This is a genomic window from Chryseobacterium cheonjiense (genome assembly GCF_012927265.1).
Classification (GTDB): domain Bacteria; phylum Bacteroidota; class Bacteroidia; order Flavobacteriales; family Weeksellaceae; genus Chryseobacterium; species Chryseobacterium cheonjiense.
Map to the genome: position 1 here is coordinate 578,812 of NZ_JABBGF010000002.1, position 17,315 is coordinate 596,126.

A 17,315-nucleotide genomic window follows, 5' to 3' on the forward strand; every position below is an offset into this window, starting at 1 on the left:
AGCGAAGATCATTCTTCGCTTTTATTTTTTTTCTTTACCCCATGGAAGTCTTTCAGATAGAAAGGTTCGAAATAAGCAATATCTTCAAACTCTTTTCTTTCTAATTTTTCAATGGTTTTCCTGATGAGATACTGAGCAGAAGGGTAGACGTCTTCGTGAAAATTAGCATTTGGGAGCCGTAGAATTTCTTTTGCCTTTTTGGCTCCGTCTCCCACAAATAGCACTTTTTTATCTTTAAATTCCTCAAAAGAATTTTCATCTAAAATTTTTGCTTCGGTAGCAGAGAGCTCCTGTCCGCTTATGCCGTCATAAACGGCTGTATAAACCTCCATTCTCCTCGCATCGATCAAAGGAATAATCAATTCACAATTACCTCCTAAAAAAGGCTCTATCATGCTTTCCATAGAATTAACTGCAATCAGAGGAACTTTTAATCCGTAGCAGAATCCTTTTGCAGAGGAAGCTCCGATTCTTAATCCTGTGTAGGAGCCGGGTCCTCTTCCGAGAGAAACCGCTTCAATATCTTTAAGCGAAATTTCTGCTCCTTCCAATGCCCATTCTACAAAAGTATGCAGGCTTTCAGACTGTTTATAGTTTTCGGAAACTTCTTCTGTTAAACATAATAGCTTTTCGTTGTCAGAAATCGCCACCGAACAGTTTTTTGAGGAAGTTTCGAGATATAGGATTTTCATTTTTTAAATTTAAATATGCTTTAATAATGCAAATTTATGGCTTTATTTCCACACTTTGGCGGCTCCACAATTTCCAGACGGATTTCTCCTTTTTCCATATTTCCAGCAGACCCAATATCATTTCAAAGTCCTGGTTTTTGTACAGTCCCGAAACTTTTATTTTTCTTCTGACCGAGTAGATCTTTTTCTCTTTTTTAAGCTCTGAAATTTCAATCTGATCAATGTTTCTGTATTTCACTTTTTGCGAAACAAAATCCTTTTTGAAATCATCAAAATTCTGAACCCAGCCATTTGAATGACCAAACGAAACATCCGTACAGAGAATATCCAACATCTTTTCATCATTATTGGCCATCAGCTGATCCAAAAGCTGAATACTTTCTGCAAGCTTTGGTTCTGAGAAACTATTTACCGTTTGCCCATTCCATAGAGAAATAAAAAATATCAGAAAGAAGAATAGAACCCTTTTCATTTATTTTCTGTAAATCGTTCTCGGTTCTGCCTGGGCAGCAGGGTAGATCGTCATATCAGAAATACAGACATGTTTTGGTGCATTGATGCAATACGCAATAGAATCTGCTATATCTTCCGCTTTCAGAGGCTCATATCCTGCATAAACAGTCGCGGCTCTTTCATTATCTCCTTTGAATCTTACCACCGAAAAATCTGTTTCCACCGCACCGGGCTGAATGTTGGTGATTTTAATTCCGAATTCGGTAAGTTCGAGTCTCATTCCTTCAGAAATGACATCTACGGCTTTTTTGGTCGCACAGTATACAACACCGTTAGCATAAGTCTGTCTTGCCGCAACGGAACTGATGTTCACAATATGCCCCGAATTTCTTTCCTTCATTCCGGGAACAATCATTTTCGAAACGTACAATAATCCTTTTACATTACCGTCGATCATAGCATCCCAGTCTTCGGTTTTCCCTGCAGAAATCGGATCCAGACCGTGTGCATTTCCTGCATTATTGATGAGCACATCTATTTCCTTCCATTCGGCAGGGAGAGAATTTATTGCCGTTTCAACTTCTTCTAAATTCCGTACATCAAACTTTAAACTAAATATTTCGGTGAATTGGGAAAGTTCCGTTTTAATTGAGTCAAGAACTTCAGATCTTCTTCCACAGATAATAATTCTGTTGCCCTGTCTTGCCAGTAATTCTGCTGTAGATTTTCCTATTCCGGATGTGGCTCCGGTAATTAATATTGTCTTCATAAAATTTAAATTTTAAATATACCCATGTATCAAACTACCAGTCTAACATTCAGTTGTCTAAATATTGATAATCTTACATTGTATATTTTTTATATTATTCTAATTGGCATCAAATGCTTCGAACGCATCCTGAATATGTTCAATCAGTAAGTTTTCTTTTTTATCCGGAAGAATGGAGATAATATCAAACCGTACTTCTTTCGTTACATTAAATTCCTTCAGGTAATAATCTGCCGCAGAAACCAGGAGCTTGATTTTCTTTTTATTCACCGACTCCTGAGGAAGATTAAAGACATCAGTAGAGCGTGCCTTTACTTCACAGATAATAATCAGATTATCTTTTTCCGCAATGATATCAATTTCTGCTTTCTGATACCGGAAGTTCCTTGCCAGGATCTTATAGCCGTTTTTTAATAAAAACCCGGCGGCTAGCTCTTCTGCTTTTTTTCCTAAATCATTGTGTTCTGCCATTTTCAGTGGAGGGTTGAGGGTTTGAAAGTTACATATTAAAATAAGCCATAATTTAATTTTCAAATTTAATATTGACCTGATCCTTAACTTCTAATTTTACATTTCCGCCAATAATCAAAGGTCTGTTATCTTTGATGTGCCCGTTCGGGAAGCCAAAGATTACAGGAAATTTATATTTTGCAATTCTTTCTGAAATAAGCTGATAGGCTAAATTATCAAAACTGTCGTTATACGAAGTATTTTCCTTTTCGGTTCCCATATTGGTCATACCGCCGATAATTAATCCGCTAATCTTTTTAAAAACACTAGCCAGCTCCAGGCTCATCATCATTCTGTCTAAGGCATAAAAGTTTTCACCAATATCTTCTATAAATAATATTCTATTTTTAAACTTAAATGAATAATCGGTTCCCAAAAGTGCATAAACGAGGGCTAAATTACCTCCAATCAATTGCCCTTCGCAAGAACCCGTTTTATTAAATTGGTGTGATTTTAAGCTATAATTTGGAGTTTTTCCTTCTAAAATATCAAAAATCAGTTCATAGCTTTCTTCTGTTACTCCGAAACTCGAAGTTTTCACCGTCTGCCCGTGTATGGAAGCAAAACCCTTTTTAAGCAGATAACTTTGTATGACGGTATTATCAGAATACCCGATGTACCATTTCGGATTTTTAGAAAAATTTTTAAGATTAATGTTTTCCAACAGATGCTGGCAGCCATAACCGCCTCTCGAGGCCCAAACCGCTGAAATTTCATCATCATTCAACGCCCAGTTGATATCTTGTATTCTTTCTGCTTCTGTTCCCGCATACTGGTAGCCATGGGAGAAAGTAGTGTAAAGATGCTCTCCCAAAATAGGTTCATATCCTTTGCTTCTAATCATTTCGATTCCTTTCTCAAGCTGTGAAGCTTCTACTGCGCCTGCAGGAGAGATAACCGCTATTTTGTCGCCTTTCTTTAAAGATTTCGGGAAAATTATTTTTTTCATTGCTCTCTTTGATATTTTACTTCGGTTTTTTCGGCTTCTTCAAGTCTCTTGTCGAACTGATTAAACTTTTTGAAGCTTTGTAAAAAAATGAAGAAACTGAAGATAATAAGAATTCCGCCGACGATTCGCCTGATTCTGTTGGCTAATTTCTGCGTAAGCTTATCGTGAAACTGTTTGGCGAGGAAAATCTTTGCCAGGTCGATACACAGGTAAGTGGCAATGACAATGCCGATGTATAAAACAAAATTGCCGGTATCGGGATACTGATTTCTTACAGAGATTACCGTTACCAGCCAGAAAAGAATGACTCCCACGTTAAGCAGATTGAAGAAAAAGCCGTTGATAAAAGTCTTAAAATAATTCTGATTAATGAATTTTTCTTCTCCGGGAATGTGCATTTTGGTTTTTGTGACCATCATTACAATTCCGTACACAAAGATGAGAATGGCGGTAATTCTGTAAAATCCGGGATGTTTGTCGATTAAAGTTACAATATCCGCACTTGCATAATATGCTGCCAGTATACAGAGAAGATCGGCAGAGATTACTCCGATATCCAAAGCTAATGCATGTTTTGGGCCTCTGGAAAAACTGGTTTCTATTAAAAGGAAAAATATTGGTCCGATAAAAACCAGGCTCAGCATGAATCCTAATACGATTGCAGATAATATAAGTTCAAACATCAAGTAATTTTTTAAATGAAAGTGCGAAACTTCCATTCATTTATACAAATTTAAACTTTATGATTTAATTATTCAATAACTCTGGATTTAAGAAAAGTATTATTTTAAATATTTAATGGAAATATTAGAATATTTTTTATCATAAAAACAAAACTCCGTTTCACATTAATTTGAAACGGAGTTTTTATTAAATTTTTTTTGGTACTTAATTTTACTCAACAATTTTAAAATCAAGTTGCTTTTGGATCAGATTAGCCTTTACGACTTTGATCTGTACCTGATCTCCCAGCTGATAGCGTTTCCCATGTCTCATACCATATACGGCGTGAGTTTTAGCATCATACGAATAAGAGTCGTCTACAAGATCTCTCAGTTTAATTAACCCTTCTGCGCCATTTTCAGGAATTTCAACCCAGAAACCAAATTCTGCAACACCGGAAATTACTCCTGTGAACGTTTCGCCCAGATGTTTCTCCATAAATTTCACCTGCATGAATTTAATGGAATCTCTTTCTGCATCTGCCGCAAGGCGCTCCATAGAACTGCAGTGTTTTGCCTTTTCTTCAAGTTCAGCTTTGTTCGGAGATTTTCCTCCGTCAAGATAATGCTGCAACAAGCGGTGGGCAATAAGATCCGGGTAACGACGGATAGGAGAGGTAAAGTGGGTATAAAAATCAAAACCGAGACCGTAGTGACCAATCGGTTCCGTAGAATAGACGGCTTTGCTCATGCTTCTCATAGCAAGGGTTTCGATCATATTTTCTTCGCCTTTACCTTTTACGTCGTGTAATAATTTATTCAGAGATTCGGCTACTTTTTTACTGTTGGCCAGATCCATTTTATAACCGAAAGTCGAAACAAAATCTCTCAACGATTCCAGTTTTGCTGGATCCGGATCATCGTGAACCCTGTAAATAAAGGTATTTTGGGTAATATCTCCTTTTTTGTTCAGGGATATAAATTCTGAAACTTTTTTATTGGCAAGGAGCATGAATTCCTCAATAAGATGATTGGAATCCTTACTAATTTTAAAGTACACGCCAATAGGTTCGTTGTTTTCATCAAGATTAAACCTTACTTCGCTTCTGTCAAACGTAATGGCGCCTTTTCTGATTCGTTCTGCACGCATTATTTTTGCAAGCCTGTCCAATACATTGATTTCTTTCTGCAAATCGCCCTGTTTGGTTTCGATTCTTTCCTGAGCTTCCTCATAGGTAAATCTTCTGTCGGAATGAATAACCGTTCTTCCGAACCATTGCTTTTTAATTTTTGCGTCATCATCCAATTCGAAAACTGCTGAAAACGTGAATTTATCTTCATTCGGTCGGAGTGAACAGACGTCATTACTCAGTACTTCAGGAAGCATCGGTACCACACGGTCTACTAGGTAAACGGATGTAGCTCTTTGGTATGCTTCATCATCCAGCATAGTTCCCGGAATTACATAATGCGAAACATCAGCAATATGAACCCCGATTTCCCAGTTTCCGTTTTCCAGTTTTCTGATAGAAAGCGCATCATCAAAATCTTTGGCATCTTTAGGGTCTATGGTAAAAGTTGTAATTCCACGCATGTCCCAGCGTTTAGCCACTTCAGCTTCATTAATACTTCTGTCTATTTTGTCGGCATCTCTTTCTACTTCTTCAGGAAACTGGTATGGCAGCCCGTATTCAGCAAGAATAGAGTGGATCTCCGTTTCGTGCTCTCCCGGAGCTCCCAAAACCTGGATAATTTCACCTTCCGGATTTTTGTCACCCGGCTTCCATTCGGTCATTTTTACAATAACCTTATCGCCGTCATTGGCTCCGCCGAAATTTCCTTTTGGAATAAAAATATCCGTATTAATGGTTTTTTTATCACAAACCACAAATCCGAAATCTTTATGGGGAACTACCTGAAGTGTTCCCACAAACTCGGTTCTTCCTCTTTCCAATACTTCAAGAACGGAACCTTCGAGTTTTTTGCCTTTATAGGTATAGGTAACAATTAATACTTTATCGCCCTGCAATGCATCTTTTACATTTTTGGAGTGAATAAAGATATCATCCTGCAGACCTTCAACATTAACGTAGGCATTTCCGGACTGGTTGAAATCGATGATTCCGGTAAGTGTTCCTTTAATATTAAGGTTAACGATATATTTCCCTTTTTCGGTTTCTTTTATTCTTTCAGTAGCCTGCAGCTTGTGGAGTGCCTGGATTACAAGCTCCCGCTGTCTTGGATTTTTATAGTCTATTCCTTCTGCAATCTGCTTATAATTATAGACTTTCGTTGAATTTTCATTCATAAAACGCAGGATCAGTCTCCCGATTTCCTGCAGTTTATGATCATTTTTCTGACTTATATATTTTCTTTTTTTTGGCATTTTTTAAATTTTAATTATAATTGTGAGTATACAGCTGTTGCATCTTCCTGAAGCATTTAATCTATTACAGATAAGAAAGATTAACATGCAGACTGAAGAAACAAGCTAAACTCATTTTATCACAGCAACATCAATTTTCCTTCCAACTTTTTCAGTGACGGAACTTTTAGTTTTGTATAAATTTAATACAAAAATGGAGAAGTGTATGGAAAAACCTTTTATCAAATATCTTTTAATATGATAATTGGTTTCGTGGAAATGACAGAATGGTAAATCTGCCGGACACTGCAAATATACAAAATAAAAAATAAATAAGGCTTGTAATTTGATTTACAAGCCTTTATCGTTTAGCAGTATGCTATTTTGTCAACTCTGTTCTGATGTCTTCCGCCTTCGAAATCTGTAGAGAGAAATCTGTCAACAATTTCTATGGTCAGTTCTTTGGAAATGAATCTTGCAGGAATGGAAATCATATTCGCGTCGTTATGCTGTCTTGCCAGTGAAGCAATTTCCGGCATCCAGCAAAGTGCGCAGCGTATTTTCTGATGTTTATTGGCAGTGATCTGAACACCGTTCCCGCTTCCGCAGAATAAAATCCCGAGTTCATTTTCTCCATTTTCCACCGATGTTGCTGCCGGATGTACAAAGTCAGGATAATCCACACTGTCTGTGGAGAACGTTCCAAAATCCTGAACTTCAAAGTTTTCTGATAAATAGTTTTTAACAATCTCTTTATATTCAAAGCCTGCATGGTCTGCGGCAATGGCGATTTTTCTTTTCATAACCGTCTATTTAGTCTTTATTAGATTTATTTCATAGCAAAGGTAAGAATAATAACAATCTTTGTTAGTCTTTCGGGGGTAATTTGTGAAAAGCATTGTGAACAACTGTGGATAACTCCGGTAAAATAAATGTTTCGTAACATTGAAAAAATTTGTAATGGAAAGTACGACCTAATAAAATGTTAAAATTTTCAAAAAACTTTCTGGCAGGAATTGTTGACTTTTTCCATAAATCAGTTATCCATAAAGGAAATTGGGGAAAAGTTATCAATAATTGTTAGTAACGCAGTGAAAAATCAGATTTACAACATATTACAATGTAAATAAAATGTGAATTGAACCTAAGATTACCTGTTATGAAAATTATCACGAAAACTTATCCCCTAAATTCACAACACTCAACAACAATAGCGTATTCTTTTTTTAAGAAGAAAAAAAATTGTTGATAGTTGTATGTTGGGTTTGCGGGAAACTTTTCTGAAAACTTTTGTCGGGTTGCGGCAATTCAAAAATTTTAAAATCTTACATTTGTGAAAAGAAAAACTCAACGATATGATTGGAGCCGGCTGGCCGCAGATATATAAAGATTCTGCAGGTGCTGTGGGCTGCCTATGACCGAAGAAATAATATAAATGTACATATGAAAACAATCAATGATTTCAATTTTAACGGTAAGAAAGCACTGGTAAGGGTAGATTTCAACGTTCCTCAGGATGACCAGCTGAAAGTAACAGACAATACCCGTATAGTAGCCGTAAAGCCTACAGTCGATAAAATTCTTCAGGACGGAGGTTCCGTGATCCTTATGGCGCACCTTGGCAGACCGAAAGGAGAAGTGAAAGATGAATTTTCGCTAAAGCATATTGTAGAGGAAGTATCTAATGTATTGGGTCACCAGGTAAAATTCGTTGACGAATGTGTAGGAGAGAAAGCTGAGCAGGCTGCAAACGATCTTAAAGCCGGAGAAATTCTTTTATTGGAGAATTTGCGTTTTCATAACGAAGAGGAAAAAGGGGATGAAGCTTTTGCTGAAAGTCTTTCAAAACTGGGTGATGCGTATGTGAATGATGCATTTGGAACTGCACACAGAGCGCATGCTTCTACAGCTGTAATTGCTAAATTTTTCCCTTCAACTAAATTTTTCGGTTTATTGATGGCTAAAGAACTTCAGGCAATTGATAGAGTATTAAAATCCGGGGAACGACCTGTAACTGCGATACTTGGAGGATCTAAGGTTTCTACTAAAATTACGATTATAGAAAATATACTGCCGGCTGTAGATAATTTAATTATCGGTGGCGGTATGGCTTTTACATTTATTAAAGCACTCGGTGGTAAGATAGGGAATTCTCTTGTGGAAGAAGACAAACTACCTTTGGCACTGGAAATTTTAGGTAAAGCCAAAGAACATAAAGTGAAAGTTTATCTACCTTCGGATACGATTATTGCAGAAAGTTTCAGCAATGATGCCGAAAGAAAGGAAGCAGATATATATTCTATCCCTGAAGGATGGATGGGTCTTGATGCAGGACCGAAATCAAGAGATCAGTTTAATGATGTACTGCTGGATTCAAGAACGATTCTTTGGAACGGACCGATCGGTGTTTTTGAAATGTCTAATTTTTCTGCAGGAACTGTTGCTTTAGGAGACAGTATTGCCGAGGCGACAAGACAGGGAGCTTTCTCATTAGTTGGGGGAGGAGACAGTGTTGCATTTGTGAAGCAATTCGGGTATGATGAAAAAGTAAGCTATGTTTCTACCGGTGGTGGTGCGATGCTTGAAAGTCTTGAAGGTTTGGAGCTTCCCGGAGTTGCAGCAATTAATCAATAAGAAATTTTTTTTACATAAATTAAAACCCAGCAAATCTGCTGGGTTTTATTTTGTATATTCTTAAATAAGGTTGAGTAAAAATTTTTTAAGCGATTCTCAGCGACTTTAATTAAGATTAAAAAAAGCTAAATATTTTCTAAATTTCTTATTTACTAACAAATTTTCAGCAATATGTTATAAAAACGACCTTCAGAAACAGGTTAAATTTCCATTTTCTACTTTTTTTCGATTATGTATATCAAACTCGAAAATTCGTTAGAAAAAAGGGCTTTTACGTTCGAAATCGTTCCATAGATCATCGCTTTTAGCCAAAATAAGGAAGATTTTTGGTATTTTTCGCTCAACATGGAGATGTAATATGAATCAAGCACCAATGGTTTAATTTTTCTCAATTTCCAATTCGGTTTTTTCGAAATGAGATTTTCCATTCCTTTTTTTGAAAAATGGTAAATATGTCTCGGCACATCATAAGCTGCCCAATATTCTTTATAATGTTTTGCATCGTAAGAAGTAGGGTTGGGAACTGCAATAATAAGAAGTCCTTTTTCTTTTAATTTTTTATTGAAAATTTCCAGCATTTCATCCTGATTTTCGATATGCTCGAAAACATGCCAAAGGGTAATAGCATCAAGGCTGTGATCTTCGATTTTATTAATATCATCCAAAATATCAGCTTTTGATATTTTATTCGCTGCGGCATTTCTGGCATCTGCATCCGGTTCAAACCCGAATGTATCAAAATCATTTTCTATATATTTCACAAATTCGCCAGCACCGCAACCGTAATCCAATACTCGTGAATTTTTAGGAATCCTGTCCAACAAAATTGTTTTCTTATATTGCAGATTGAAAGACTGCAAGAATTTATATAATTTTTCTTTCAGACTTCCGGAATCCTGATGGTGGGAAATGTAATCTTCACTTTCATAATAAGCAGAAATATTGGATGGAATAGGGGAGGTCCTATAAACACCTTTAGTTTCGGTTTCCTTGATTTCAAATATTTCCTTAGAAAGAAAATGATCTTTAATTTTCATTGTAATGCGGTTCTTTTATAAATAAAATTAAGGTGTTTTTAATCTTATTAAAGGCTTAAAAACACCTTAATTTTTACTCTAAATATAATTATGTTTCACGTGAAACATTTATCATTTAACGTCCTAAATAGACCAGTAAAACGTTTATATCAGCCGGTGAAACACCACTGATTCTTCCTGCCTGAGCAATTGTTTTCGGTCTTACATTAGACATTTTTTGTTTTGCTTCAGAAGATAGACTTGATATTTTAATATAATCAAAGTCTTCAGGAATTTTAATATTTTCCAGTCTGTTTAATTTGGCTACATTTTCTTTTTCCTTTTCGATATATCCTTTATACTTGATATTGATTTCAGCCTGCTCTCTTACTTCATCGTCATATTTTAATGCATATTCTTTAATGGCTTCAATATTTTCAAGTTTTTCCAGTGTCATATTGGGTCTGGTAAGGATTTGTGCTGCTCTGTAAGCCTGATCAACAGGACTGCTTTCAATAGTTTCCAGAATAGGATTAATCATTCCCGGTTTTAAAGAAGTTTCGCGCAGAAAGCTTTCAAGTTCTTCACTTTTAGAGATTTTCTCTTCAACTCTTTTTAGTCGTTCTTCTTTTGCAAGCCCTAATTCAAACGCCTTTTGTGTTAATCTGATGTCTGCATTATCCTGTCTAAGCAGGAGTCTATACTCAGCTCTGGAAGTGAACATTCTGTAAGGTTCTTCCGTACCTTTGGTAATAAGATCATCAACGAGAACTCCTATATAAGCTTCATCTCTGTTGAGAATAAATTCTTCTTTTTCGTGTACCTTATTATGAGCATTAATACCTGCAATAAGACCTTGTCCGGCAGCTTCTTCATAGCCGGTTGTCCCGTTGATCTGACCTGCAAAATATAGATTATCGATCAACTTTGTTTCTAAGGTATGCTTTAATTGGGTAGGAGGGAAGTAGTCATACTCAATAGCATAACCGGGACGGAATACTTTTACATTTTCAAAGCCCGGAATATGCTTCATGGCTTTAATCTGTACATCTTCCGGAAGGGAAGAACTGAATCCGTTAACGTAAATTTCTACTGTTTTCCATCCTTCCGGTTCTACGAACAGCTGGTGTCTGTTTCTTTCTGCAAAACGGTTGATTTTATCTTCAATACTCGGACAGTATCTTGGTCCTAAACTCTGAATGGTACCGTTGAACATTGGACTTCTGTCGAATCCTTCACGTAAAATATCATGTACTGTTTCATTGGTATAAACAATATGACAGCTTAATTGTTTGGTTAATTTATGAGTGTCTAAATAGCTGAATTTTTGAGGGTTTTCGTCTCCTTTTTGTTCTTCCATTTTAGAATAATCAAGACTTCTTCCGTCTACACGCGGTGGAGTACCGGTTTTCATTCTTCCGGCCTCAAAACCTAATGAAACGAGCTGTTCGGTAATGCCGAAAGCTCTGGGTTCGCCCATTCTTCCTCCTCCTAATTGTTTGTCTCCAACGTGTATTAATCCATTCAGGAAAGTACCGTTGGTAAGAACCACAGAATGTGCTTTTATTTCGATTCCCAATGAAGTAACCACACCTGTTACTTTATTATTCTCAACGATAAGCTGTTTTACCATATCCTGAAAGAAGTCCAGATTGGGAGTATTTTCCAATGCAAGACGCCATTCTTCTGCAAAAAGCATTCTGTCGTTTTGTGTTCTCGGAGACCACATAGCAGGACCTTTTGAAAGGTTAAGCATTTTAAACTGGATGGCTGATTTGTCGGCTACAATTCCGGAATAGCCTCCCATTGCATCAATCTCACGAACAATTTGTCCTTTAGCAATCCCACCCATTGCGGGGTTGCAGCTCATTTGCCCGATCGTCTGCATATTCATTGTAATAAGCAGTGTTTTTGATCCGAGATTGGCTGCTGCAGCGGCAGCTTCGCATCCTGCATGACCTGCACCAACTACAATTACATCATATATTTCTGAAATCATCTTTTTCGCTTGTTTTAAGCTTCAAATTTTAATCTTTTTTATAAATGTTTCACGTGAAACATCGAGTAGAATTACGGCCTGAAATCGCCTGTAATACGTCTTTTTAGCCCCGATCGCAGCAATTGTTTGAGCTCATTTTCTTTTTTAAAAAAAAAGAAAATAGCGAGTGCGGAGAGCGGTATTCAGCTCCTGGAAAAATTACTTATCAATGTTATTTATTGATAGTCTAACTTTCACTGCTGTATTTTGCTAAATAAAAATCTTCTTTGCTTCGCATCAGCTGTTCTTCTTCTTCCGACTTATCCTTGTATCCTGAAAGGTGAAGAACACCATGTGCTAAAACTCTTCTCAGTTCTTCTTCATAATCTTTTGAAAGAGTAGAAGCGTTATCTGAAACGCGCTGCAAAGATACGAAAATCTCTCCGCTTATCGTTCTTCCTTTTACATAGTCGAAAGTAATGATGTCGGTATAGTAATCATGCTGCAGGTAATCCTGGTTTACTTTAAGCAGATATTCGTCGTCACAAAATATATAATTGATTTCGCCAAGCTTTTTGCCTTCTGAAAGAACGATGTCTTCCAGCCAGGGTTTGTAGTCTGTATTAACTGTTTCGGGTAAGTTTTCGTAAAAGAATTGTATCATCGTATTAAAACCAGTGTCCTAAAATTACACTGAATATGCCTTTTTGATTATTTTTGAGTGAATGACTGAAGTTTATTTTAATCTGTCCGAACGGAGATTTGTACCCTGCTGTAAGTCCTACAGAGCTGTAGTTAAGTTTTACGGTATCTTCGAAACTGATATCGTCTGAGAGATTGGCGAAAGAAAAATTTCCGCTAATGAAATAGTTTTTGTTGAATTTGAACTGAAGATCATTACAGATCAGAACCACATTATTGCTGTTCAGCTGCCCGAAGTAAAATCCGGCAAAACTTCTGAAGTTAACGATATTCTGCTCAAAAATTCCGCCCAGCCTGTACTGATAGTACTGCGGAAGGTTTTCTCCGATGGAAATTCCTCCGTAAAGATTAAGACGGTACGCAAACTGCTTTGAAAGCGGAATATTAATCCTGATATCTGCTTTTACCTGTACCAGTCTTTTGTCGACTTCTGATTTCATAAGGTCAATTACTTTACCTTCTGCATTAATGTAAATGCCGCGGGTAGGGAAGTCCTTATCATTCTGGGTATCGCTCTTTAAAAATACATAAGGATTTAAAAAACGGTTATACCTTTGGTTATTCCCATTGGCTTCTGCCTCGAAATAATCGTGGCTGATTCCTGCTCCAACCGCAAATTTATCCTTCCATATGGATTGGATATAGGCTTCATTACGGAGCCATGTCCACTTATCTATTTCGTAATTGTTGATGTCTTTAATATTAAAGCTCATTCCGGATGAATAGATTCCGAATCCGGGAATATATCCGTTATCGATGAAGTAATTTAAATAATATCTCGGTTTATCTCCTACAACGACATCAAGGGAAAGATTTGAATTTAAGAATAAAAGACGTTTGGCAGAATAATTGAGAAGAAGGCCTGTTTTGAAGATTTCATCATAGTGTAATCCGAATTTGAGAAAATTTCGAGTGTTATCTTCCGTAACGTATAGTTTGAGATAGTTGGCGTCGTTTTCTGAAATGATATCGTAATTGATAAATTTATAATTGTTGGTTGAAACGAGCTTATCAATTTTCTTATTAATGCTGCCGTATGTCTGTAGAGATGGGAGCCGTAGTCCCATTTTCCCGAGAACATAGTTTTTACCGTAAATGCGGCCTCCTTCTATCGCAACGCTGTCTATCTTATATACGTTGGAATAAATGGGATTTATGCGCTGTCTGAGGCGGTCAAATGGACGTTTTGGAAGTTCGTCCAGAATTTTGGAATATTTCATGCCTTCAGCATAGCCGCTATCAAGGATTTTTTTCTTTTCGTCGTAGCTTGTAGCAGTCATTCCGGTGAGATTGGGTTTGATATTGATATCGGTATATTTATACTGTCTTCTGGTATCTTTTTTAATACCGAAATCAATCACCTGATTCAGAATGGAAATGATATTTCCAAGATCTTCTCTTTTGGATAGATCCTGATTAAGATCTACGCCAATCACAATGTCGATCCCTTTATCCTTTAAAGGTTTTGAAGGATAATTTACCGTCATTGCCCCGTCAATATAGATGCTGTCGCCGATTTTTACAGGGTCCATTAAAGAAGGAAATGCCGAACTCGCCATGATAGACTGTACCAGATCTCCTTTTTCAAAGATTTCCATATTTCCGCTTTCCAGATTGGTTGCAACACACATGAAAGGAATGGGCAGCTTTGAAAAGTCATTAATATTAGAAACATTCTTGAAAAGCTCTTTCAACAGATACACATTTTTCTGTCCGGTGCTGATGGAAGAGGGAAGGGTAATCTTTCCGTTTTTCAGAGGAATGGTAAGGAGGTATTTGTCTACAGATTTATTGAAAAAAGAGGTTTCCTGCCTTGTTGCTTTAGGATCCATGATCAATGAATAGAAATCGGTATCCATTACGATTTTTTCTATTTCCTTCCCGGAATACCCTGAAGCATATAAACCACCGACAATCGCTCCCATACTGGTTCCGGCAATATAGTCTACTTTAACGCCTAAAGAATCCAGCACTTTAAGCACACCCACATGAGAAAATCCTTTAGCTCCTCCACCTGCAAGTGACAAACCAATCCTGGGATTTTTCGGAATCACCAGATCTTTTTTTACCTGGGACTGAATCAAAAACAGTTGAAATGCCATTAAAAGGATCAGGAGTTTTCTCATAGTTAATCTTTTATATAAATCCTTTTCACGCGGGGCGAAATGGAGGTTAATACTTCGTAGGTTATTGTTTTGCAGTACTCTGCAAATTCTTTCAGTGTGGGTTTTGCGTTGAATATCGTAACGGTATCACCTTCTTTTAGATTCGGAATATGATCTACGTTAATCATCATCATATCCATACATATATTTCCTACAATCGGGGCCAGTGTTTTATGAATTCCAACATTTCCTATCTGATTGCCGATCAGTCTTGGAATACCGTCAGCATAGCCAACTGGGATGGTGGCTATTTTTGTTGGGTGATCTGTTTTGAATCTTCTGCTGTAGCCAACTGATTCTCCATCTTCTACCATTGATATCTGCGATATGACTGTTTTGAAACTAACTACGGAACGCAGCTGTTTATTTATTTCACTATTTGATGATTCTCCTAACATTCCGATCCCAATTCTTACCATATCGTACTGCTGATCTGGATAATTCGTTATACCAGAGGAATTCAGGATATGACGGATAGGCGTGTAACCCAGATTTTTAATCAGCTGGCTGGAATTTCTTTCAAAGACTTCAAGCTGTTGTAAAGTAAATTCTTTTTCTGAGGGCATATCTGAAGATGAAAGATGACTGAAAATACTCTGTACCTTTAGATTTTTCTGCGCTAAAGTACTGCTTAGTTCATCCAGCTCAACATCTTTAAAACCAAGACGGTGCATTCCCGTTTCCAGTTTTATATGAATGGGATATTTCTTATCGTACCCTGATTTTTGTACTGCTTCGTAAAACTGCTCCAATACCCGGAAGCTGTAGATTTCCGGCTCAAGATTATAGGCAATCACCGTTTCGTAACTGTGCTGTTCGGGATTCATAACAACAATAGGTACGGTTATTCCTTTTTTACGCAGTTCAACCCCTTCATCAACAAAAGCTACACCTAAATAATCAATGTGATGATGCTGAAGAAATTCGGAAATTTCATAGCTTCCAAGGCCGTAAGCATTTGCTTTTACCATGGCCATCATTTTCGTTTCCGCTTTCAGTAAAGATTTATGGTAATTGATATTGTGAAGAATTGCATTTAAATTAATTTCAAGAACAGTATCATGCTTTCTGAGTTCAAGTATATCTTTAAGCTTTTCGATCTCAAATTTCCTTGCTCCTTTCAGGAGGATAATCTGATTTTCAATTTCTGTAAGATGTTTACTGTCAATTAATTCCTTAGTATTATTATAAGTTAAAGTTTTAGATTTGAATAATTCACTATATTTAGAAATTTCATGACCAATCAGGAAAACAGAATCGAATTTCTGTTCGTTTACCAGTTCGGAAACTTCCTCGTAGAGCTCTTTTGAATTTGAATTAACCCCAACAATATCCGTTAGAACCAGAGACTTTCTTGGCTTGTTGTATTCGTTTAAAAATTGCAAAGCTGTCTTTAAAGAATCCAGGTCCAGATTAAAAGAATCGTTGATGATGATATTTTCTTTAATCCCTTCAATAGCCTCGAGTCTCATCTCTACAGCTTTCAGAGCATTGATTTTTTCAATAATTTTATCATTGCTTATTCCCAACTCTTTTAGAACCGTTAAAAGTGCAAGAGCATTCGTTAATGTCGCCTCGTCTCTCTGATAAACGGGGAAACTTATCTCTTCATTGAAATATTGTACAACGACATCTGAGTCTTTCGATGTATTTTTGAAATGTACATCATTACTTTCTTTATAGCCGTAAGTAATTAATTTTTTTGTTGAATATAATTCATTTATTTTGCTATTAACCAATAAATTATCTCCATTGTAAATGATAACTTCGGAATTTCTGAACAGCTTTATTTTTTCGTCAATTAACTGTTCTTCCGATATAAAATTGGCAAGGTGTGCAGTTCCGATATGCGTCAGCAATCCGATTTGAGGATGAAAAATATTTTCCTGTTTTTCCATCTCTTCTGGTTTCGAAATGCCCACTTCAAAGATTCCCAGCTGATGAGAATCATTGATCTGAAGCAGCGATAAAGGAAGACCAATTTGTGAATTAAAACTTTTAGGACTTTTTACGGTTCTGAACTCATTCCACAAACACTGATACAGCCATTCTTTTAAGATAGTTTTACCATTGCTTCCTGTAATTCCTACGGATTTTAAATGGGCATTTTCAAAATGATATTTTGCAAGTTTTTGGAGAAACTCGACAGAATTTCTGACAATGATCCAGGTAATATTTTCATATTGAGGATAATGATGTTCTGAAATAATTATTTCTATACCCCTGTCAATGGCAGCTTCAATAAATTTTTCGCCTGAATTCTTCTGCGTATTGATTGCAATGAATGCTGTATTTTTGGTGGAATAAATGATCCTGCTGTCAAAAGCTATATTTTTTATCAAAAGTTTTTCGTCACCAATAACCTGTTCATTGGTGATTTCTGCAATCTGATGTACTGTATAATTCATTGGTGCCTGTTC

14 protein-coding genes are annotated in these 17,315 nt (G+C 36.6%); 1 reads left to right on the forward strand and 13 read right to left on the reverse strand.

The features are described from left to right. Positions 1-8: 8 nt before the first annotated feature. The 8 genes from tsaB to rpiB form a co-directional block, all read right to left on the reverse strand. Positions 9-692, reverse strand: a complete 684-nt coding sequence (gene tsaB, locus HHL20_RS13235) for a tRNA (adenosine(37)-N6)-threonylcarbamoyltransferase complex dimerization subunit type 1 TsaB (RefSeq protein ID WP_169231648.1) — start codon at positions 690-692, stop codon at positions 9-11. Positions 693-726: 34 nt separating this feature from the next. Continuing rightward, entirely contained in the window at positions 727-1,164 is a 438-nt protein-coding gene (locus tag HHL20_RS13240) for a hypothetical protein (protein ID WP_169231649.1), read from the reverse strand. Then, positions 1,165-1,914, reverse strand: a complete 750-nt coding sequence (locus tag HHL20_RS13245; protein WP_169231650.1) for an SDR family NAD(P)-dependent oxidoreductase — start codon at positions 1,912-1,914, stop codon at positions 1,165-1,167. Positions 1,915-2,013: 99 nt separating this feature from the next. Then, complete coding sequence (locus tag HHL20_RS13250) at positions 2,014-2,385, reverse strand: YraN family protein (RefSeq protein WP_169231651.1); 372 nt, start codon at positions 2,383-2,385, stop codon at positions 2,014-2,016. A gap of 52 nt (positions 2,386-2,437) precedes the next feature. Beyond that, positions 2,438-3,373 carry a S66 peptidase family protein gene (locus HHL20_RS13255; RefSeq protein WP_169231652.1) on the reverse strand — a complete coding sequence of 312 codons (936 nt, stop codon included), beginning with the start codon at positions 3,371-3,373 and terminating at the stop codon, positions 2,438-2,440. Further along, positions 3,370-4,056, reverse strand: a complete 687-nt coding sequence (locus HHL20_RS13260) for a LysE family translocator (RefSeq protein ID WP_169231653.1) — start codon at positions 4,054-4,056, stop codon at positions 3,370-3,372. Before HHL20_RS13260 ends, HHL20_RS13255 begins: the two co-directional genes overlap by 4 nt. 211 nt (positions 4,057-4,267) lie before the next feature. Beyond that, positions 4,268-6,421: a ribonuclease R gene (rnr, locus tag HHL20_RS13265; RefSeq protein ID WP_169231654.1), complete on the reverse strand. Its 2,154-nt coding sequence runs from the start codon at positions 6,419-6,421 to the stop codon at positions 4,268-4,270. A 347-nt stretch (positions 6,422-6,768) separates the two neighbouring features. After that, entirely contained in the window at positions 6,769-7,203 is a 435-nt protein-coding gene (gene rpiB, locus HHL20_RS13270) for a ribose 5-phosphate isomerase B (protein WP_169231655.1), read from the reverse strand. Positions 7,204-7,843: 640 nt separating this feature from the next. On the opposite strand from rpiB, the gene HHL20_RS13275 reads away from it, so the two are divergent. After that, a complete protein-coding gene (locus HHL20_RS13275; RefSeq protein WP_169231656.1) occupies positions 7,844-9,034 on the forward strand; it encodes a phosphoglycerate kinase in 1,191 nt (396 codons plus the stop codon). Between the two features lie 215 nt (positions 9,035-9,249). On the opposite strand, the gene HHL20_RS13280 is transcribed toward HHL20_RS13275, so the two are convergent. The 5 genes from HHL20_RS13280 to HHL20_RS13300 all read right to left on the reverse strand — a co-directional run bounded on the left by HHL20_RS13280 (position 9,250) and on the right by HHL20_RS13300 (position 17,303). After that, complete coding sequence (locus HHL20_RS13280) at positions 9,250-10,071, reverse strand: class I SAM-dependent methyltransferase (RefSeq protein WP_169231657.1); 822 nt, start codon at positions 10,069-10,071, stop codon at positions 9,250-9,252. A 115-nt stretch (positions 10,072-10,186) separates the two neighbouring features. Continuing rightward, complete coding sequence (gene mnmG, locus HHL20_RS13285; protein WP_169231658.1) at positions 10,187-12,049, reverse strand: tRNA uridine-5-carboxymethylaminomethyl(34) synthesis enzyme MnmG; 1,863 nt, start codon at positions 12,047-12,049, stop codon at positions 10,187-10,189. A gap of 226 nt (positions 12,050-12,275) precedes the next feature. Continuing rightward, positions 12,276-12,692 (reverse strand): rRNA maturation RNase YbeY, encoded by a 417-nt coding sequence (gene ybeY / locus HHL20_RS13290; RefSeq protein ID WP_169231659.1) that lies wholly within the window; start codon positions 12,690-12,692, stop codon positions 12,276-12,278. 4 nt (positions 12,693-12,696) lie between these two features. After that, positions 12,697-14,856, reverse strand: coding sequence for a patatin-like phospholipase family protein (locus tag HHL20_RS13295; protein WP_169231660.1), 2,160 nt, complete (start codon positions 14,854-14,856; stop codon positions 12,697-12,699). 2 nt (positions 14,857-14,858) lie between these two features. After that, positions 14,859-17,303 carry a bifunctional UDP-N-acetylmuramoyl-tripeptide:D-alanyl-D-alanine ligase/alanine racemase gene (locus HHL20_RS13300; protein WP_169231661.1) on the reverse strand — a complete coding sequence of 815 codons (2,445 nt, stop codon included), beginning with the start codon at positions 17,301-17,303 and terminating at the stop codon, positions 14,859-14,861. Between the last annotated feature and the right edge of the window lie 12 nt (positions 17,304-17,315).